Source organism: Aureimonas sp. CAS (assembly GCF_059838215.1).
In genome coordinates this window covers 1,423,924-1,442,453 of record NZ_CM187563.1, presented here as the reverse complement: position 1 = coordinate 1,442,453, position 18,530 = coordinate 1,423,924, and the positions used below count along the sequence as shown (strand labels likewise).

15 protein-coding genes and 1 tRNA gene are annotated in these 18,530 nt (G+C 67.9%); 7 read left to right on the top strand and 9 right to left on the bottom strand.

All coding sequences use genetic code 11. The features are described from left to right. Positions 1 to 200: 200 nt before the first annotated feature. The 7 genes from AC6R2M_RS07075 to AC6R2M_RS07045 form a co-directional block, all read right to left on the bottom strand. Positions 201 to 590 (bottom strand): response regulator, encoded by a 390-nt coding sequence (locus AC6R2M_RS07075; protein WP_500486848.1) that lies wholly within the window; start codon positions 588 to 590, stop codon positions 201 to 203. Positions 591 to 606: 16 nt separating this feature from the next. Then, positions 607 to 2,655 (bottom strand): GAF domain-containing protein, encoded by a 2,049-nt coding sequence (locus AC6R2M_RS07070; RefSeq protein ID WP_500486846.1) that lies wholly within the window; start codon positions 2,653 to 2,655, stop codon positions 607 to 609. Between the two features lie 156 nt (positions 2,656 to 2,811). Beyond that, positions 2,812 to 5,319, bottom strand: a complete 2,508-nt coding sequence (locus AC6R2M_RS07065; RefSeq protein ID WP_500486844.1) for an extracellular solute-binding protein — start codon at positions 5,317 to 5,319, stop codon at positions 2,812 to 2,814. 17 nt (positions 5,320 to 5,336) lie between these two features. Then, positions 5,337 to 5,996 (bottom strand): response regulator transcription factor, encoded by a 660-nt coding sequence (locus AC6R2M_RS07060; RefSeq protein ID WP_500486842.1) that lies wholly within the window; start codon positions 5,994 to 5,996, stop codon positions 5,337 to 5,339. 68 nt (positions 5,997 to 6,064) lie between these two features. Then, positions 6,065 to 7,594 carry a tripartite tricarboxylate transporter permease gene (locus tag AC6R2M_RS07055; protein WP_500486840.1) on the bottom strand — a complete coding sequence of 510 codons (1,530 nt, stop codon included), beginning with the start codon at positions 7,592 to 7,594 and terminating at the stop codon, positions 6,065 to 6,067. 9 nt (positions 7,595 to 7,603) lie between these two features. Beyond that, positions 7,604 to 8,164, bottom strand: coding sequence for a tripartite tricarboxylate transporter TctB family protein (locus AC6R2M_RS07050; RefSeq protein WP_500486838.1), 561 nt, complete (start codon positions 8,162 to 8,164; stop codon positions 7,604 to 7,606). Continuing rightward, on the bottom strand, positions 8,161 to 9,117 hold the full coding sequence (locus tag AC6R2M_RS07045; RefSeq protein WP_500486836.1) for a Bug family tripartite tricarboxylate transporter substrate binding protein: 957 nt from the start codon (positions 9,115 to 9,117) through the stop codon (positions 8,161 to 8,163). Before AC6R2M_RS07045 ends, AC6R2M_RS07050 begins: the two co-directional genes overlap by 4 nt. Positions 9,118 to 9,548: 431 nt before the next feature. Between AC6R2M_RS07045 and AC6R2M_RS07040 the strand changes: the two genes are divergently transcribed. The 3 genes from AC6R2M_RS07040 (at position 9,549) to AC6R2M_RS07030 (ending at position 12,601) form a co-directional block, all read left to right on the top strand. After that, positions 9,549 to 10,667 (top strand): ABC transporter substrate-binding protein, encoded by a 1,119-nt coding sequence (locus AC6R2M_RS07040; RefSeq protein WP_500486834.1) that lies wholly within the window; start codon positions 9,549 to 9,551, stop codon positions 10,665 to 10,667. A 63-nt stretch (positions 10,668 to 10,730) separates the two neighbouring features. Then, positions 10,731 to 11,783, top strand: coding sequence for a FecCD family ABC transporter permease (locus tag AC6R2M_RS07035; protein WP_500486832.1), 1,053 nt, complete (start codon positions 10,731 to 10,733; stop codon positions 11,781 to 11,783). Beyond that, on the top strand, positions 11,780 to 12,601 hold the full coding sequence (locus AC6R2M_RS07030; protein ID WP_500486830.1) for an ABC transporter ATP-binding protein: 822 nt from the start codon (positions 11,780 to 11,782) through the stop codon (positions 12,599 to 12,601). Before AC6R2M_RS07035 ends, AC6R2M_RS07030 begins: the two co-directional genes overlap by 4 nt. A gap of 25 nt (positions 12,602 to 12,626) precedes the next feature. On the opposite strand, the gene AC6R2M_RS07025 is transcribed toward AC6R2M_RS07030, so the two are convergent. Next, complete coding sequence (locus AC6R2M_RS07025) at positions 12,627 to 13,580, bottom strand: DMT family transporter (protein ID WP_500486828.1); 954 nt, start codon at positions 13,578 to 13,580, stop codon at positions 12,627 to 12,629. A gap of 160 nt (positions 13,581 to 13,740) precedes the next feature. Here AC6R2M_RS07025 and AC6R2M_RS07020 point away from each other — a divergent pair, with 160 nt between their 5' ends. Further along, positions 13,741 to 14,748 (top strand): zinc-dependent alcohol dehydrogenase family protein, encoded by a 1,008-nt coding sequence (locus AC6R2M_RS07020; protein WP_500486826.1) that lies wholly within the window; start codon positions 13,741 to 13,743, stop codon positions 14,746 to 14,748. A gap of 250 nt (positions 14,749 to 14,998) precedes the next feature. On the opposite strand, the gene AC6R2M_RS07015 is transcribed toward AC6R2M_RS07020, so the two are convergent. Then, a tRNA-Val gene (locus tag AC6R2M_RS07015) sits at positions 14,999 to 15,074 on the bottom strand. 376 nt (positions 15,075 to 15,450) lie between these two features. Between AC6R2M_RS07015 and AC6R2M_RS07010 the strand changes: the two genes are divergently transcribed. From AC6R2M_RS07010 to AC6R2M_RS07000, 3 genes are all read left to right on the top strand, one after another. Then, positions 15,451 to 15,984, top strand: coding sequence for a curli assembly protein CsgF (locus AC6R2M_RS07010; protein ID WP_500486824.1), 534 nt, complete (start codon positions 15,451 to 15,453; stop codon positions 15,982 to 15,984). Positions 15,985 to 16,037: 53 nt separating this feature from the next. Next, positions 16,038 to 17,219, top strand: a complete 1,182-nt coding sequence (locus AC6R2M_RS07005; protein ID WP_500486822.1) for a CsgG/HfaB family protein — start codon at positions 16,038 to 16,040, stop codon at positions 17,217 to 17,219. A gap of 75 nt (positions 17,220 to 17,294) precedes the next feature. Further along, a protein-coding gene (locus AC6R2M_RS07000) for an IS5 family transposase (protein ID WP_500486820.1) occupies positions 17,295 to 18,052 on the top strand; the annotation gives its coding sequence in 2 pieces (ribosomal slippage) (positions 17,295 to 17,628 and positions 17,628 to 18,052; 759 coding nt in all). Positions 18,053 to 18,530: the final 478 nt, after the last annotated feature.

Here is an 18,530-nt window from a genome sequence, read left to right as displayed (position 1 = left end):
AGCGAATACAGCAGCAGGCCGCGCGTTGCGGAACTCCTGCGGGACGGCAAATCGTTTGCCGACCGAAAGTTCGGCAGGCGATCGAATGCGTCGGCGCGCCCGCACGGGCACCCGGGCCGATGCCGCGCCAAAGGCCGACGCGAGGTGCCGAACGGAACGGAACGGAACGGGCCGGCCGAACGCCTCCCCCTCGTTTCGGCTCAGCCGCGAATCTGCGCCGCGATGCTGGAGAGAAGGTCCACGATGCCTTTCGGCGGATAGGGCTTGGCGAAGAAGACGCCGCGTTCCGGCATCTCCTCCTCGGCCGGACTGACGCGGCCGGAGGTCACGATGATCTCCACCGGCGGCCAGCGATCGCGGACGGCACGGGCGAGCTTCAACCCGTCCATCGATCCCGGCATGTCGATATCGGTGAAAAGCACGCGGATCTCGGAATGGCGTTCGAGCCGGCGGATCGCCTGATCGGCATCGCGGGCCTCGTAGACGGTGAAGCCGGCCTCCTCGCAGAGATCGACCGCCTCGGTTCGAAGCAGGGCATCGTCTTCGACGACGAGAACGGCCCAGGAGGCCGGGTCGAAGGACTGTGCCATGCGCCGAGAATCCCTCTTACGCCTTGCCTCCGGATGGGCCCGAGGTGCCGGTCAACGTGAAGCGGATGCCCGCCGGTTGAAAATCGATGTAGCCTTCGCCCTCGAAATAGGAAGCGACGATCCTCTCGATCAGTCTCGAGCCGAAGCCCTTGCGTTCCGGCTTTGTAACGGGCGGCCCGCCCGTTTCGATCCATTCGAACTGGAAGACTCCGCCCCTCTGCGCCCAGGACATCGTCACCGTCCCCTCGTCTTGCGACAGAGCGCCGTATTTGGCCGCGTTGGTCGCCAGTTCGTGGATGGCCAGCGACAGGCCGAGCGCCTGCTGCGAGGTCAGACGGATGGGGGCCCCGTCGTCGTCGATCGCGATCTGCGGTCCCTGATGCGGCGCGATGGCCGCGTCCACCACCGCGCGCAGGTCGCTGTTCTCGAAATCAGCCCCGGTCAGGATGTCCTGCGCGCGCCCCAGGGCGGCCAGACGCTGCGACATGACCTCGCGCCCCTCCTCCATGGTGCGCGCCTGCCGCATGGTCTGCGTCGCGATGGCCTGGACCATCGCGAGCGAGTTCTTCATGCGGTGGGCCAGTTCCTGGTTGAGGGTCCGCTGCTGCTCCTCCGCATCGAGGCGCGAGAGGGTCGCCTGCGTGCGGTCCGCCACCTGCTGCACGAAGAGGATCTCTTCGGCCGACAGCGTGCGCGGCTGGGAGAAGTGGACGAAGGCGACGAGAACGAACCGGTCCCGATCGATCACGGGAATGTTGAGAAGGACACGGATTCCCAGCGCCTCGAGCGCCGCCGCCCCGCCCTTCGTTCTCGGATCGGTGGCCGGATCCTCCACGATGACCGTGCGGCCGAGCTTCAGATCGTCGATGAACGAGCCGTAGTCCCGGAAATGGAAGACGCCTTCGACCGGCGTCGCGCCGGGCGCGCACCAGTTCGGGTGCATCAGCACGCTTTCGCTCGTTGCGTCCACGGTCCCGACGCCGGCCCGCGTCGCCTGCAGCGCCTCGGCCAGGATCTGCGCCGCCCTGCGGGTCACGTCCTCTGGATGGGCGAGAGCACGCATGTGTTCGCCGAGATCGGCCAGCGCCTGATCGCGACGCGCCTGGAGGACGCGGTCGGTGACGTCGTAGCCGATCGTGAAGATGCCGGCGATCTCGCCGTTCTCGAGCAGCGGCTGGTAGACGAAGTCCAGGAAGCGTTCGACCTGCGGCTTGCCCGGCTCACCGCGTGGCACCCACTTCACCGCCTTCGCCGAATAGGGCTCGCCCGTCCGGTACACCTCGTCGAGGATATCGACGAAGCCTTGCTCGACCGCCTCGGGAAGGACCTCGATGACGGACTTTCCGAGAACGTCCCGCTCGCCGATGATCGTCCGGTAGGCGTCGTTGACCTTCTCGTAGATGTGGTTCGGGCCGCGCTTCAGCGCGATGAAGCTCGGCGCGTTGTCGAAGAGCAGCGAGAAGCGGCGGCGATCCTCCGCCGCCTCGTCCCTCGCCGCGCGCAGATGCTCGACCATATCGTCGCGTTGCGCGAGCAGGCGACGCAGCTCGATCTGCGAGACCGCCTGACGGGCCAGCTGGCGCAGGACGTTCGCCTGCCTGTGGGTCAGCCCGTCGGGGCGCGGCTTGGTGTCGATGACGCACAGCGCGCCCAGATGGTGCCCGTCGGTGGTGATCAGCGGAGCGCCCGCATAGAAGCGGATCCCCTCCGGCCCGGTGACGAGCGGATTTCGCGAGGTCCGGGAATCGGCCGTCAGATCGCAGATCACCAGAATGTCGGAGCGCGGAAGGGTGTGCGCGCAGACCGAGCGGTCCAGCGTCGTCTGGCTCGGCAGGAAGCCGACGCGGGCCTTGAACCACTGGCGGTCGCTGTCGATCAGGCTGACGAGGGCGGTCGGCGCTTCGCACACCTCGCTCGCGACCTCGACGATGCTATCGAAGCTCGGATCGGCCGGCGTGTCGAGAATGTTCAGCGCCCTGAGCGCTGCAAGACGCTCCGGATCGACGACAGCGCTCGCTGCCGCCGCCTCCTGGACGCTCTCGCTCTCCGGCCTGCCGTTTGACAACTTCTGGTTCTTTCAGTGTTCAGCGCACGAGCTGTCGAAACAGGCAGTGCGCCTGTGTCTACAGCATCGGCCCGAAAATCGGAATCGATTTTCGGGAAGCCTGAAGCGCAAATTCAAAGACATACGGCGGCTCGGGAAACCATGGTCCGAGAGGGTCTAGGGACGCGCGGCGCCCGGCGCGACGATCTCGGTCCAGGTCTGCAGGAACCGGTCCCGGCGCAACGGGTCGAGCGAGACGAGGAGAGAGGGGCCGAGCGCGACGGGCTGGACCGCGCCCAGACCGAAGGCCGCGATCCGTTCGCTGGAGAAGGGACCGCTCGTCCCGGGCACGATCGAGCCGAGAGCGGACGTGCCGGCCAACACCGCCTGACCGCCCGGCGAAAGCGTGAAATCGACGAAGGCGCGCGCCAGATCGGCATTCGCCGCGTCCTCGGGAATCAGCATCGTGCGGGTGAGGACCAGCACGTAGTCGTCCGGCACCACGATGCCGATATCCGCCCCCGCGGCCTGCCGGGCAAAGGCATAGGACCCCAGGATGTTGTAGCCGATCGCGAGTTCGCCCTGCTCGATCATGGTCAGCATCTGCGGGCTCGATCCGCTGAGATGGATGCCGGTGCGGCCGAAGGCGGCCGCCAGACGCCAGTTCGTCGAGGAGATCGTCCCGTCCTGCGCCGCCAGAAGATATCCGACGCCGCTCTGCGCGATGTCGTAGGTCGCGACGCGTCCGCGGAAGCGCTCCGGTTCGCTCTCCAGAAGCTCGGCGAGGGCAATGCGCGTTCGCGGCACCTCGCCCGGCGCGAAGGCGGACGGGTCGTAGACGATGACCGCCGGCTCGTAGGTGAAGCCGAACACCTCGTCGCGCCAGCTCGCCCAGGCGGGAAGCGAGCCGAGATAGGCCGACGGATGGCGGAGCGCGTAGCCGTCATTGGCGAGCTTGATCTGAAGGTCGGCCGCCGAGCTCATCAGGATGTCGGGCCTGGGTTCGAGGGTGCCGGCCAGATAGTCCTGATAGATCGGCAGCGTCTCCCCCTCCGCATATTCGACCTCGATGCCCGGATAAGCCTCCTGGAACGCGGCCACCAGAGGCGCCATCAGGGGCGTGTCCGTGGTGCCCACGATCGTCAGGCGCCGAAAGGGCTCCAGCCCTTGAGCGTCGTAAAGCGTGGTGGTCGCGAAGGAGGGACCCGCGCCCAGAAGGAGGCAGGGCAGGACGAGAACGGCGAAGAGGCCGAGCGACCTCGCCGCCTGCACAGATTTCGAAGAGCGGCCGGCGAGCGGAAGCCGCACACGCACGATCAGTCCGCCGCCCGGGCGGTCTTCGAGCGCGAGCGTGCCGCCGAGCGAGCGCGCGATCCGGTCCACGATCGACAGGCCGAGGCCGGAGCCGGGCTTGCCGGCCGAGGAGCTGCCGCGCCGGAAGCGCGCCAGGACGGCCGGCTTCTCGTCGTCGGGGATGCCGGGGCCGCGGTCGGCCACTTCGATGACGACGCCCTCCCCGTCGCGCCGCGCGCCGAGTTCGACGGGGCCGGGGGTGTAGCTCATGGCATTGTCGACGAGATTGCGCAGCATCTCGCGCAGGACCACGGGGTCTCCCATGACGAACCCGTCCTCCAGCGCGGCGTCGAGATCGATGAAGAGCCGGTCTTCCAGATCGGGGTCGAGACGGCTCGCCACGTCCTCCAGAAGGTCGGGCAAGGCGGCGGCCAGGGGTTCGCGGACCTCCAGGCGATGCGAGATCGTCGCGTCCATCAGCAGCTGGGAGACGAGCTGGCTGGCGTGGACGGCGCCGGAATGAATGCGTTCGATCCGCATGCGCAGCGCGTCCGGGTCGGTCTCGTCCCTCGCGATTTCCGCCTGCGCGCGGAGCGAGGCGAGCGGCGTGCGCACCTCGTGCGCCGCTTCGGTGACGAGCGCCTCGAGCCGCTGGCGCGCGGTCCGCAGGCGCTCCATGAAGCCGTTCAGCGCTGCGACGAGGTGCCCCACCTCCACCGGGACCGGAAGATCGACCGGCGCCAGATTCTCCGGCTCGCGGCCGATCAGATGGGCCTCCAACCCTGAAAGCGGCGCGAAGGCGCGTCCGAGCACCACCCAAACGAGCGCGATCGCGAGAAGCGTCAGGGCGATGACCGGCACGATGGCGTTGTTGAAGATCTCGTTGGCCAGCGTCCGGCGCTCGCTCTGCGTCTCGGCGACCCGGACCGTGACCCAGCCCGTTCCGTCGGGCGTGGACAGGAGCCGCCCGACGGTCGAGACGCGGATCACCTCGCCCCGGTAGTCGATGTCGGAGAAGACGGCTTCGCCCTCGTCCGCCGCCGGGAGGGCGTCCGCCAGATCCTCGTAGCCGGTCACGAAGCGGCCATGCGGATCGCTGACGGAGTAGAAGACGCGATCGGCGCCGGAGAACATGGCGAAGGAGGTGATCGGCAGTTCGACCGTCACGGTTCCGCGCTCGGCCTGCACGGCCCCCGCGATCGTCAGCGCCGAAGCGCCGAGCAGTCGGTCGAAGGCGCGGTCGGCCGATCGCTCCGCGTAGTCGCCGATGAACCAGACGAGGACGAGCGACGAGGCGAGGAGCAGGGTGATCGCCGCGAGCAGGATGCGCCGGCGGATCGAGAACCCGCCGGGTCGGACGGGTCGAACCGGGCGGGGAAGAGCCTCGTCCATGCGGCCGGCGGTCCCGTTCAGGCCATGTCCCGCAGCCGGGCTCCATAGCCGACGCCGCGCACGGTCACGATCTCGAGGTCGGACCCGGAGAGCTTGCGGCGCAGGCGCGAGACGTAGAGCTCGAGCGCGTTGGTCAGGACCTCGTCGTCATGGGAGAAGAGCTGCGACATCAGCCGTTCCTTGGGCATCACCGTGCCCAATCTCGTCAGGAAAATTTCCAGAAGCCGGAACTCGCGGCGGCCGAGCTCCACCCGCCGTCCCGCCACGATCACGGTCTGCGCGCCGGTATCGAGCGCCACGTCGCCCGCGACCGTCACGCTCGTCGTCTGGCCGGCCTGCCTGCGCAGGAGCGCGCGAATTCGCGCCTCCATCTCGCGCAGGTCGAACGGCTTCACCAGATAGTCGTCGGCGCCGCGGTCAAGGATGCCGATCTTGTCGTCGATCTCGGAGCGGGCGGTCACGACGAGAATCGGCATGGACACCTTGCTCCGCCGCCATTCCTCTATGATGGAGACCCCGTCCCGGCCGGGAAGCGTCAGATCGACGGCCGCGGCATCGAATCGCTCGCCGGCGGTCGCCTCCAGCGCGAGCTCTCCGGTCCGGACCCATTCGACGGAATGGCCCGAGCGGGAGAGATGGCGCGCCATCGCGTCACCCAGATCTTCGTTGTCTTCCACCAAAAGCAGCCGCATGCGGCCACATTGGCAGAAGAAGGGGCGGACGCAAGCGCCCGCCCCTTCGCATGTCAGTCGCCGTCCATCGCGAAGGAGGTGTTGGCCCCCTTCGGCTGCATCATCCGCCAGACGACCGGACCCAGGATCGAGGCGATCGCGATGGCGTAGATGACGAGGGCGATCCAGGACTGGAACAGGAAGCTCCAGTCGCCCCGGTTGATCATCAGGCCGCGGCGAAGCTGCTCCTCGGCGAGCGGTCCGAGGATCGTCGCGACGAGGACCGGCGCCAGCGGGTAGCCGAAGCGCCGCATCACGAAGCCCATGAGGCCGAAGAGAAGCAGCAGGATCAGCGCGAAGGTCGAGCCGGTCGCTCCGATGATGCCGAGCGTGGCGAAGGTCAGGATGCCCGCGTACAGCCAGTGCCGGGGGATCTCCAGAAGCTTCACCCAGAGCCCGACGAAGGGCAGGTTCAGGACGAGCAGCATGAGGTTGGCGATGAAGAGGCTCGCCACCAGGCCCCAGACGATCGCCGGGTTGTTGGTGAAAAGCAGCGGGCCGGGCTGCAGCCCGTACTGCTGGAAGCCGGCGAGCATCATCGCCGCCGTCGCCGAGGTCGGCAGGCCGAGCGTCAGGAGCGGGATCAGCGTTCCCGCGGCCGACGCGTTGTTGGCCGCCTCCGGCCCGGCGACGCCCTCGATCGCGCCCTTGCCGTTGTCGAACTCCTGCCTGCCGACCCCCTTGGAGGTCCGCTTCTCGTAGGAATAGGACAGGAAGGTCGGGATTTCGGCGCCGCCCGTCGGCAGCGGGCCGAACAGGAAGCCGAGGCCGGAACCGCGCAGATAGGGGCCGAGGACGCGCCGGAAGTCGGCGCGCGACATCCACACCGAGCCCCTCACCTTCTCGACCGTCTCGTCGATGTCGATCTTCTGCGAGGCGACGAAGAGGGTCTCGCCGATCGCGAAGAGACCCACGGCCACGATGGCGATGCCGATCGAATCGCGCAGTTCGGCGAAGCCGAAGGACATGCGCGACTGGCCGGTGAGGCTGTCGATGCCCACGAGGCCGATGGACAGGCCGATGAAGAGCGAGGTCAGACCGCGCACCACCGAGCCGCCGAAGGCCGCCGAGACCGTGAGGAAGGCCAGCGTCATCAGCGCGAAATACTCGGCCGGACCGAAGCGCAGGGCCACCCAGACCATCAGGGGGGCGATCAGCGCGATGCCGATCGTCCCGACGGTGCCGCCGAAGAAGGAGCCGATGGCGGAGGCCGCCAGCGCCTGTCCGCCCCGGCCGGACCGGGCCATGCGGTTGCCCTCGACCGCCGTCATGATCGAGGCGGTTTCGCCGGGCGTGTTCAGGAGGATCGATGAGATCGCCCCGCCATACATGCCGCCATAGTAGATGCCGGCGAACATGATGAGCGAGCCCGTGGCCCCGAAGGACAGCGAAACCGGCAGAAGCAGCGCCACGGTGAGCGCCGGGCCGATGCCCGGCATGACGCCGACCGCCGTTCCCAGAAGCACGCCGACCAGCGCGAAGAAGAGATTGTGCGGCTGCGTGGCGACCAGCAGACCTTCGTAGAGAAGCGAGAAGGTTTCCATCGGGCCCGCCTACCGGAACAGCGCGTTGATGGCGGCCTCGATCGGGCCGGCGGGAAGCGCCAGGCCAAGCAGCCGCTGGAAGAGGATGTAGAGGAAGACCGCGACGCCGATCCCGGCCGGGAAGCTGACGAGGAAGTTGCGGTGGCCGAAGCCGCGGGCGGTCGCCGCGAACAGCGCGGCCGCGGCGAGCACGAAGCCGCCCCCGTAGGCGATCAGCAGGACCTGCGCCAGAAGCCCGCCCGTGATCCAGGCCGGGGCGACGAAGGAGATGACCTCGCGCTCCGGGAAGCCTCCCCTGACCGCCATGACGACGGTGAGACCGCCGAGGATCAGGAGCCCGGCGGCGACGATCATCGGGAAGATGGCCGGGCCGAAATGGGCCGAGGCGCGCCGGACGGGATAGGTCGAGGCGTCGGAGAAGATGAGGAAGGCGAGAAGGACGAGCGAGGCTGCGATGAGGAGCCCGCCGATATCGATCCCGACGCGGTGGTGGAGGCCGTCGGACGAGAGGGGGCGGGCTGCCCCGCCCCCGCTCTCTTCCGTCAGCCGCGTGTCCGGCTGCTCGCTCACTGGGTGATACCGAGCTCGGACAGGATGGCCGTCGTGTTCTCGATCTCCTGGTTCAGGTAGGTCTGGAACTCCTCGCCGTCGAGATAGGTGTCGACCCAGCCGCGGGTCTGGAGTTCCTGCTGCCAGCGCTCGGACTCGGCCATCTGACGGATGGTCGAGGTCAGCGTCTCGCGCTGCTCGTCCGACAGGTTCGGGCCGCCGGCGATCATGCGCCAGTTCTGGATCGTCAGGTCATAGCCCTGGTCGGCGAAGGTCGGGGCGTTCGGAGCGTAGTCCTGGGTCTCGGGCGCGGTGATGCCGATCACCTTGAGGTCGCCCGACTCGATCTGCGCGGCGAACTCGCCATAGCCCGAGACACCGACATCGACCTGGTTGCCGAGAAGAGCCGCCAGGGCCTCGCCGCCGCCCGAATAGGGAATGTAGTTGATCTCGGCCGGATCGGCACCGACGACCTGCGCGAAGCGACCGGCCGCGATGTGATCGACGCCGCCCGCCGAACCGCCGCCCCAGGACACCTGGCCCGGATCCTCCTTCAGAAGCGCGGCGAGTTCCTCGGCGTTGTCGATCTCGGAATCGGCCGGAGCGACCACGACGACATACTCGCCCGTCAGACGGGCGATCGGCGTGACGTCCGCGAGCGTGACCGGGGATTCGTTGGTGATGATGCCGCCGACCATCACGTAGCCGCCGACGATCGCGGCGTTGCCGTCGCCGTCCGTGCGGTTCACGAACTGCTGGAGGCCGATCGTGCCGGCCGCGCCCGCGACGTTCTCGACCTGGATGTTCTGGACGAGGCCGTCGGCCTGAAGCGTCGCCTGGATGGCGCGCGCCGTCTGGTCCCAGCCGCCGCCGGGGGCCGCCGGAGCCATGATCCGCAGCTCGGACATCTGCGCGAACGCGCTGGTCGAGGCGAGGAGCGCTGCGACGAGAATGCTCGATCGTGTGAAGGACATGCGGTTTTTCTCTCCCAAAACATGCAGGGTCTCGGCCCGGTCGGGGCTGCAGACGCGAGGGGAGAGTGAAGCTGAGCCGCCGCCGTGCGCCGATGCGCTTCCCGGCCGTTCGCGGCGTTGCCAGCGCGCATCCTCCCGAAGCGCCGTGCGATCCGGCCCCTGCCCGGCCGGTCGGAGATTTCTAGACGGGTTATGCTGTCACAAACCTGTCAGCCGCCCGGAAAGGCCGTCGCGACGACGCGGACGCCTCCCACGCCTCCCGTCCCGCCGTCTCTCGCCGTCGCGGGACGTGCCTCATGCGACAGCCGCCGCGCGCCCTGTGCAGAGCACGGAGCGGCTCAGCTTACCATGGTTCTAAACTATACTTCTTGTATCCAGTATTCGCCGGCAGTATGGGTCCCGCCGCCCATGACGACCTTCTGGAGACACACGTGAGCCAGTCCCTCCGGCGTATCGCGTCCGCGACCTTCGCTGCGCCCTTCCTTCTCTTGGCGGCGTCCGCGCTCGCCCATGCCGAGCCGCGGACCTTCACCGACGTGATCGGCCGCGAGGTCACCGCCGATCTGCCGGCCAAGCGCGTCGTCCTGGGCTTCTATTTCGAGGACTACATGGCCGTCGGCGGCGAAGACGCCTTCGACGACGTGGTCGGCCTGTCGCGACAGGCCTGGGTCGGAAAGGTCCCCGCCAACTGGGCCATGCACGTCGCCCATCGTCCGTCGATCGCCGACATCGCCGATGTCGGCGAGATCGACGAGCAGACCTTCTCGGTCGAGAAGGTGCTGTCGCTCGAGCCCGACATGGTCGTCCTCGCCGACTGGCAGTACAAGGCGCTCGGCCTCGACGCCGAACGCATCGAACAGGCCGGCATCCCGGTCGCGGTCGTCGACTACAACGCGCAGACGGTCGAGCGCCACGCGGCGTCCACGCGCGTGCTCGGCACGATCACCGGCCAGGAAGAGCGCGGCGAGGAGCTCGCGACCTTCTACGAGGACGCGATGAAGGACATCGACGAGCGCATCGCTTCGAGCGGCCAGCCCAAGCCGAGGGTCTACATGGAGTTCGGCAACAAGGGCCCCTCGGAGCATTCCTTCACCTACGGCAAGAACATGTGGGGCGCGATGGCGACCGCGGCGGGCGGCGACAACATCGCCGCGCCCTTCGTCGAATGGTGGGGCGTCATCAATCCCGAGCAGGTTCTGGCCGCCCAGCCCGAGGCGATCTTCATCTCCGGCCGCGAGGATAACGCCAACCCGACCGCGATGGCGATGGGCCAGGGCGTGAGCTCCGACGAGGCGCACGAGAAGCTGAAGGCGTTCGAGACCCGTGCGGGCTGGGCCGAGCTTCCCGCGATCCGCGACGGGCGTCTCTACGGGGTCTACCAGGGCGCCTCGCGGACCCTGTCGGATTTCGCGATGATCCAGTTCATCGCCAAGCAGCTCTATCCGGACGCCTTCGCGGACGTCGATCCGGTCGCCAACTACTTCGACTACTACGCGAAGTATCTCCCCGTAATGCCCGAGGGAACCTTCGCAATCTCCGTCGACGACTGAGAATCCGAAGGGGCCCGGGACGACGTCTCGGCCCCGCTCCCCGCTCCGTCCGCCGGACCCGCCATGACCGCCGTATCGACCCACGCCGAGGCCATCGCCGAGCACCGCCGCCGCGAGCGTCGGCGCTGGCGCGCCATCGCGATCTTCGGGCTCGTCGCCGCGGGGAGCTTCGTGCTGGACGTCGCGACCGGCCCGTCGCTTCTGCCGCTGACCGAAGTTTTGCGTTCGCTGACGCATCTGGGCGAGCGCGGGGCCATGACCGACACGATCGTCTGGGACCTTCGCCTGCCGATGGCTCTGATGGCGCTCAGCGTCGGCGCCGCGCTCGGGGCCGGCGGAGCGCAGATGCAGACCATTCTCGACAACCCGATGGCCAGTCCCTACACGCTCGGCATGGCGGCCGCCGCAGGCTTCGGCGCCGCGCTCGTCCTGTCGTTCGGCGGCTTCGGGCTCAGCGCCATGATCGCGGTCCCCCTCGGCGCCTTCGTCTTCTCCATGCTGTCGGCCCTGTTCCTGTTCGCGCTCGCCTCCATGCGGCGGATGCGCGGCGACACGATCATCCTCGGCGGCATCGCCCTTCTCTTCCTGTTCCAGTCGCTTCTGTCGCTCGTCCAGTTCCTCTCCTCGCCGGAGCTGTCGCAGCAGATCCTGTTCTGGCTCTTCGGCAGCCTGACCAAGGCCACCTGGCCGACCTTCTGGCTGACGACCGTCGTGACGCTCGGCTGTTCCCTGATCCTGCTCAGCGATTCCTGGAAGCTGGCGGCCCTGCGCATGGGCGAGACGCGGGCGACGAGCCTTGGCGTTGACGTGCGGCTCCTGCGCATGAAGGTTCTGATCCTCGTCGCGATCATGACCGCGACCGCCACGAGCTTCGTCGGCGTGATCGGCTTCGTCGGCCTCGTGGCGCCGCACATGGCCCGCATGAGCGTCGGCGAGGACCAGCGCTTCCTGCTGCCTCTGTCCATGCTGTGCGGCGCGCTCATCCTGTCCGCCGCCTCGGTCCTGTCGAAGTCGATCGTGCCGGGGGCGCTCTTCCCCGTTGGAATCGTGACGGCCATCGTCGGCGTGCCGTTCCTGCTCTGGCTGATCTTCGCGCCGCGCGGGGCCGTGCGATGATCCGGCTCGACGACGTCTGCGTCTCGCGCGGCGACACGATGGTGCTGCGCGACGTGAGCACGGTTCTCGAGCCGGGCCGGATCCACGCGGTGATCGGCCCGAACGGCGCGGGCAAGACGACGCTCCTGCGCGCGCTCTTCGGCGATCTGGCGCTGTGCGCCGGCACGATCGAGCTCGGCGGCCATCGGATGGACACCTTACGGCCGACGCCGAAATTCCGGAAGGCATGGCGGGACGCCCTCGCCTACATGCCGCAGGACAATGCCTCGGATCTGGCGATGACGGTTCTGGAGGTCGTGGTGCTCGGGCGCCTGGGGCGCCTGCAGTTCCACATCGACGACGAAACGCTCGAAGCCGCGATGACGAGGCTGGACGCCGTGGGCATCGCACATCTGGCCAACTGCGCCATCGGCTCGCTCAGCGGCGGCCAGCGGCAGTTGGCGATGTTCGCGCAGGTGCTGATGCGCGACTCCCTCGGCCTGCTCCTCGACGAGCCGGTGAGCGCGCTCGACCTGAAGCATCAGATCGCCCTTCTCGACGTCGTGCGCCGGGAAACCCGCTCGAAGGATCAGGTGACCATCGTGGTGCTGCACGACCTCAACCTCGCCTGCCGGTATGCCGACAATCTTCTCGTCGTCGCAGGCGGAACGCTGCATGCGGCCGGCCCGCCGCGCAGCCTCGTGACCGCCGAGCTGATCGGCTCGGTCTATGGGGTCGAGGTGGAGGTCCTGCACGACAGCCGGGGCGCGCCGGTCGTGCAGCCGGTCGGACGAAGCGTCGCCTTGCCCGTCTCCAGCGAACGGATCGCGGCGGAGTAGGCCCGCCTTCTAGGCCGAATGCGCTTCAGACGCCCGCCGCCGGCGCGCGCCTGCGCCCGAGCTTGATCGCGCCTTTCGGCAGAGCGATGACCGACCCGGCCAGGATGAGGGGCGCGGCCAGAAGGAAGGTCCAGTTCGGGATCTCGGCGAAGAAGACCATTCCGACGACCATCGCCCACAGGATCGACAGATATTCGAAGGGCGCGAGAGCCGCCGCCTCGGCATGGCGGAAGGACAGCGTCATCAGGATATGGGCGGCGCCGCCGGCAAGCCCTGCGCCGACGAGCAGCGCGGCTTGATGCGGATCGGGCAAGACCCAGCCCCAGGGCAGCGTGGACAGGCCGGCCAGAGCGGAGACGACGGCGAACCAGAAGGCGATCGCGCCGGGCTTCTCGCCGGCCAGCGTCAGGCGCCGGACCTGGAGAAGGGCGCCTGCCGTCAGAAGCGCCGTCAGGAGCCCCATGGCGAAGCCGATCAGCATGCCGTCCGTCAGATTGCCGGAAAAGGCCGGCAGGCAGAATGCGGCGCCGCCGCCCAGCCCGAAGGCAACACCGAGAATCCGGCGCCATGTGAGGGTCTCGCCGATCAGCATCCAGCTCAAGAGGACGAGCATGACGGGCGCGAGGTAGGACAGGAGCGTGGCCTCCGCGAGCGGCAGGAACCGGATCGTCGCGAAGGACGTGAACATGGCGCAGGCGCCCATGAGCGAGCGCGCCACATGTCCGAACGGACGGCGCGTCGCGAGCCCCGCCGGGAAGGCGTCCGTCCAGTGCAGGAAGAGGACGAGCGGCAGCAGGGCGACGGCCGATCGGAAGAAGACGATCTCCCCGAGCGGCACGCTGTCCCCCAGCGCCTTGATGCAGCCGCCCATCGCGGCGAAGGCGACCGTCGAGCCGATGCGCAGGGCGACGCCGACCGCCTCTGCCGAGAGAGGCGCCTTCGGCGCGGAATCGCTTTCGGGGGTCGAACCGATCGTCATCGACCGTCGCCATACCCATTCCTGGACCGTGACGGTAGGCCGCCCGGACACGCGCGGGGGCATTTCCATCTCGCCCCCTGCCCGCCCTCGCGGCCGAGCCCGCCTATGCCTATGTCCGGCGCGGCGTCCCTCACCGGACGGAAGAGATGGAGACACCACGATGAAGACGATGGCACTGCGAGCGCCCGGCGGACTGGAGCGGATCGTCAGGGAGGACAGACCCGATCCGGGCCAGCCCGGGGCCGGCGAAATCCGCGTCGCGCTGCATGGAGGATCGCTGAACTACCATGACCTGTCGGTGGCCACCGGCAAGATGAAGGCGGCGGACGGACGCATCCTTCTGGCCGACGGGGCGGGCATCGTCGAAAGCGTCGGCGAGGGCGTGCGCGAATTCGCGCCCGGCGACAGCGTCGTGTCCTGCTTCTTTCCGGACTGGCAGGACGGCGCGCCGACGACAGGAGACTTCGCGCGCACGCCGGGCGACGGCATCGACGGCTTTGCCCGCGAGTTCGCGGTGCTGCCGGCAACGGCCTTCACCCATGCTCCGAAGGGCTATGACGCGGTGGAGGCCGCTGCCATCACGACCGCCGGGCTCACCGCATGGCGCGCACTCGTGGCGGACGGCGGCCTGAAGGCGGGGGACACGGTGCTCCTGCTCGGCACGGGCGGCGTCTCGATCTGGGCCCTCCAGATCGCGAAGATGTTCGGCGCCCGCGTCGCCATCACCTCCTCGTCCGACGAGAAGCTGGAGCGTGCGCGAACGCTCGGCGCGGACTTCACCCTGAACTATCGCGCCGATCCGGAATGGGGACGCGCGGTCCGGGACTGGACCGGAGGATCCGGCGTCGATCACGTCGTGGAAGTCGGGGGACCGGGAACGCTCGCCCAGTCCGTCGAGGCGGTGCGGATCGGCGGCCATATCTCGCTCATCGGCGTGCTGACGGGCTTTTCCGGAGAGGTGCCGACCGCCGTGCTCATGGCCAAGCAGGCGCGCGTCCAGGGGCTGATCGTGGGAAGCCGGCGCCAGCAGCAGGACTTCGTCCGCGCGCTGGGGGCGAACGCGGTGCGCCCCGTGATCGATCGGCGCTTCTCACTGGACGATCTCGCCGACGCCTTCCGGCACGAGGAGGGCGCGAGCCATTTCGGCAAGATCGGCATCGAATGGTAGCGCGGTGAGCGCCGGGTGAACCGTTGCGGGCGGCGGCCATGCGGTCGCCGTCCCTCGCCCGCGCCCGGAGCCCCGTGCGTCCCATCCGACGCACGAAGGCCGCTCCTTCTCTTTGCAACTGCGCATCGGGCCTCCCGAAAATCGCGTCCGATCTTCGGCCCGATGCTGCAACGCCGATCCGATCGGCCACGCCGAAGCCGCGCGCGGCCGAGACCGACGAACGGTTTTGATGCCAGGGCTCGGGTTGGAATGGTGGGCGATGACAGGCTCGAACTGCCGACATCCTCGGTGTAAACGAGGCGCTCTACCAACTGAGCTAATCGCCCGACCGGCGGTTTCCTAGCGATTGCAGGGCCTTCCCGCAAGAGCGCAGGGCACCGACCTCTGCAAGCGGAGCGCTCGTCGCGAGACCGCCCCCTCCCCGCGTTCGGGTTCGTGAGACACGAGCTCCGAATGGAGCCGGACGATCGCCGGGAGCGGCCGGCCAGCGCAGCAAAGACCGTTTCGACCGCACGAATCCCTCGCCGCAACGACTGGCCTGCGCAGGACCAAGAGCCTGATTCCGCGAGGGAAGAACCAGTCATCGTGACCGAAATGACGCTACGGGACCCTTTGCATCGTCAAACATATCTAGAAGGCATTGCTATACATCAATTCTCTGGACTATAGGGGAAGGCGGAAAGAAGGAGGCTCTGTGGCCAAATGAAGATGATCGCGCCGTTCGCCCTGGTCGGCCTGCTCGCACTCGGCCGCGTCGCGTCGGCGGGCGACCTCGTCTACACGCCGGTCAACCCCTCCTTCGGAGGAAACCCGCTCAATTCGGCCCATCTTCTGGGCACGGCCAACGCGCAGCGGACGGCAACGGCGAGCGATTTCGTGCCGCCGGCGACGGCCACGCCCGGATCGCCCGGCACCCCCGGCACCTCGGACGCCGATCTCTTCATCCGCCAGCTCCAGGGGCGGCTGCTTTCGGCCCTCGCCGGACAGGTGACCGACGCGATCTTCGGGGAGAACCCGCAGGATTCCGGCACGGTCCAGTTCGGCGATACGACCGTGACCTTCGAACGCACGGTCGGATCCATCCGCCTGCGGATCACCAACGCCGCCGACGGGACTGTCACGGACATCGTGGTCCCGCAGCTCGTGGTCACTCCGACGACGGCGGCGGCCACCACGGGGGCCTCGTCCCTCGGCGCGCTGAACGGTTCGCCGCTGAGCCCGCTGACGATCAACTGAAGTTCGCTTGAGGCCGGATCCGGGGGGATGCCGGCCCAACGAGGGGAAAACCGATGAAGGCGAAGCGTTCGCTCCGCAGCAACATGGTGCGCGCTCTGGCTCTCGGCGCATGCGCGGCGGCCCTCGCCGGCTGCGTGACGACGGCGTCGGTCCTCGACGCCGCGCCCGTGGTCGCGCCCGTCACGCAACCCAACAACGAGCTGCGCCGCATTCCGCCGCCGAAGGCGAAGACGGTGGTCGCGGTCTACGAGATCGAGGACCTGACCGGCCAGTTCAAGGAGCGCGACAACGTCCAGTCCCTGTCGCGCGCGATCACGCAGGGCGGCTCCGCGATCCTCATCAAGGCGCTGCAGGACGCCGGCGAGCGTCGCTGGTTCACGGTTCTGGAGCGCAAGGAGTTGGAGAACCTCCTGCGCGAGCGCCAGATCCTCACGGAGATGCGCCGCATCTACAACAACGAGAACACGATCGACGCGCGCATCCTGCCGCCGCTGCTCCATGCCAGCATCATCATCGAAGGCGGCATCATCGGCTACGACACCAATATCGCGACGGGCGGCGTGGGCGCTCGCCTGCTCGGCATCGGCGCCGACACGCGGTACATGCACGACGTCGTGACCGTCACGCTGCGGGCGGTTTCCACCAAGACCGGCGAGGTTCTGACCAGCGTCACCACGCGCAAGTCCGTCGCGTCCTACGCCCTGCAGGGCGGCACGTTCCGCTTCGTGCGCCTCGACGAACTGCTCGAGGGCGAGGCCGGCGTTACCTACAACGAGCCGAAGCAGATCGCGGTCCAGTCGGCCTTCGAACAGGCGGTCGCCTCCCTCATCGTCGAGGGCGCGGAGCTGAACCTCTGGAACTTCGCGGACGCGGAGGCCGGGGCACGGTATGTCGCGGCCTACCGCGCCGCCAAATACGGCGATTTCCTCACGAGCGAGGCGGCGTTCCCGCCTCCCCCGCGCACGCGCGACGCGGCAACGATCACCGAGACGGTTCCGGCGGCGCCGCGCCCCGTCACGGTCTCGTCGCGGCTCGCACCGGGCCCGGTGACCGCCAACACGCAACCGGCGCCCCGCGCGGCTCCACAGCCGGCCGGACAGTCGGGCGTGCGCCAGGTGCCCGGCGTCGGCGCGGTGCCGGCCGACGCCGCTCCCCCGCAGCTCCCGCCCGCTCCGGGGCCGGACGAGCCTTCGCTCGGCGCGATCGGCGGCTCGAACTCGGTCGCAAGCCTTTAGGTTGGGGACCCAACCAAGATATTGCCAAGATTGGCAGATTCCATTCGGCATTGGGTTCCTTGGATGGAGGCGATCATGCGCGATCTGTTCTGGCTGTCGGACGAGGCGTGGGCGAAGTTGGAGCCGCACCTGCCGAAGAACCAACCCGGCAAGCCGCGGGTCGATGACCGGCGGGTCATCTCGGGAATCCTTCATATCCTGAAGACCGGCGGCCGCTGGCGAGATGTGCCGCCAGAGTACGGACCGGCCAAGACGATCTACAACCGTTACACCCGCTGGGCACGACGCGGCGTCTGGCAGCGGATCTTCGCCAAGGTCGCAGCCGGAGGTGCTGTCCCCGATGAGCTTTGCCTCGACAGCACGCATGTCAAAGCACACCGCTCAGCATCCGGCGGAAAAGGGGGGAGTTTGCGCAAGCGGTCGGCGTCTCGCGCGGCGGCCGAACGACGAAAATCCATTGTCTGGCCGATGCTGGTGGCCGGATCGTCGCCCTTGCCCTGACGCCCGGCAACATCGCCGACATCTCCATGGCTCTTCCGCTTCTGGAGGCCATGAGACCGATGAAGCGCCTGATCGCAGATAAAGCCTATGATGCCGACAAGCTGCGGACCTGGCTCCTCCAACATGAGATCGAGCCAGTCATTCCGGGGCGGGCTGCCCGCGATATCGCCTATCCGCTGAACCGCAAGGCCTATCGCCGTCGCAACACCATCGAGCGCATGTTCGGCAGGCTGAAGAACTGGAAGCGCATCGCAACCCGATACGACCGCCTCGCCATCAACTATCTGGCCGCCATCGCGCTGATCGCGACGGTCACTCAATGGCTTGGGTGAGTCCCCTACCTAGGAAAGCGACCCCGCCTTACGGCAACTGAAGAATCGGACAAAAGGCCGGCCGCGAAAGCGCCGGCCTTTTCGTTTGGGCATCTCTCCGCGACCTCGCGGAGCCAGCCCGTGGCCTTGGAAAATCGCTCGATTGCACAGGACCGGGCCGCCGGAGCTCCCCACAGGATACGCGACGGGATTCCGCAGCGGAATAGTCCTTCAAGGCAGGCGCTCCGATTCGTTCGTCGCCCTTATTATTGAGCAATCAGAGGACGTGTTAGTTCTACCCCTGCGGGAGAGAAATATCCCGAATGACGAATTTTTATAAGATGCCCTTACGAATTACATTTGCTTCCATTACTATCTCCGTACAAGCAAAACCCGCGTTAATCCTAGTGTTCCGAAATGAACTACATCGCGCAAAACTCGTTGACTGAACGGAAGGCGGAAGAGTAAACCCTTCGTTAAGAGGTTCGAAGAGGCGGGG

What these genes read in the sequence shown, in the direction of transcription:
- AC6R2M_RS07075 (WP_500486848.1), bottom strand. Translation starts at nt 590, where the DNA reads ATGGCACAGTCCTTCGACCCGGCCTCCTGGGCCGTTCTCGTCGTCGAA.
- AC6R2M_RS07065 (WP_500486844.1), bottom strand. Translation starts at nt 5,319, where the DNA reads ATGGACGAGGCTCTTCCCCGCCCGGTTCGACCCGTCCGACCCGGCGGG.
- AC6R2M_RS07055 (WP_500486840.1), bottom strand. Translation starts at nt 7,594, where the DNA reads ATGGAAACCTTCTCGCTTCTCTACGAAGGTCTGCTGGTCGCCACGCAG.
- AC6R2M_RS07045 (WP_500486836.1), bottom strand. Translation starts at nt 9,117, where the DNA reads ATGTCCTTCACACGATCGAGCATTCTCGTCGCAGCGCTCCTCGCCTCG.
- AC6R2M_RS07035 (WP_500486832.1), top strand. Translation starts at nt 10,731, where the DNA reads ATGACCGCCGTATCGACCCACGCCGAGGCCATCGCCGAGCACCGCCGC.
- AC6R2M_RS07030 (WP_500486830.1), top strand. Translation starts at nt 11,780, where the DNA reads ATGATCCGGCTCGACGACGTCTGCGTCTCGCGCGGCGACACGATGGTG.
- AC6R2M_RS07025 (WP_500486828.1), bottom strand. Translation starts at nt 13,580, where the DNA reads ATGACGATCGGTTCGACCCCCGAAAGCGATTCCGCGCCGAAGGCGCCT.
- AC6R2M_RS07020 (WP_500486826.1), top strand. Translation starts at nt 13,741, where the DNA reads ATGAAGACGATGGCACTGCGAGCGCCCGGCGGACTGGAGCGGATCGTC.
- AC6R2M_RS07010 (WP_500486824.1), top strand. Translation starts at nt 15,451, where the DNA reads ATGAAGATGATCGCGCCGTTCGCCCTGGTCGGCCTGCTCGCACTCGGC.
- AC6R2M_RS07005 (WP_500486822.1), top strand. Translation starts at nt 16,038, where the DNA reads ATGAAGGCGAAGCGTTCGCTCCGCAGCAACATGGTGCGCGCTCTGGCT.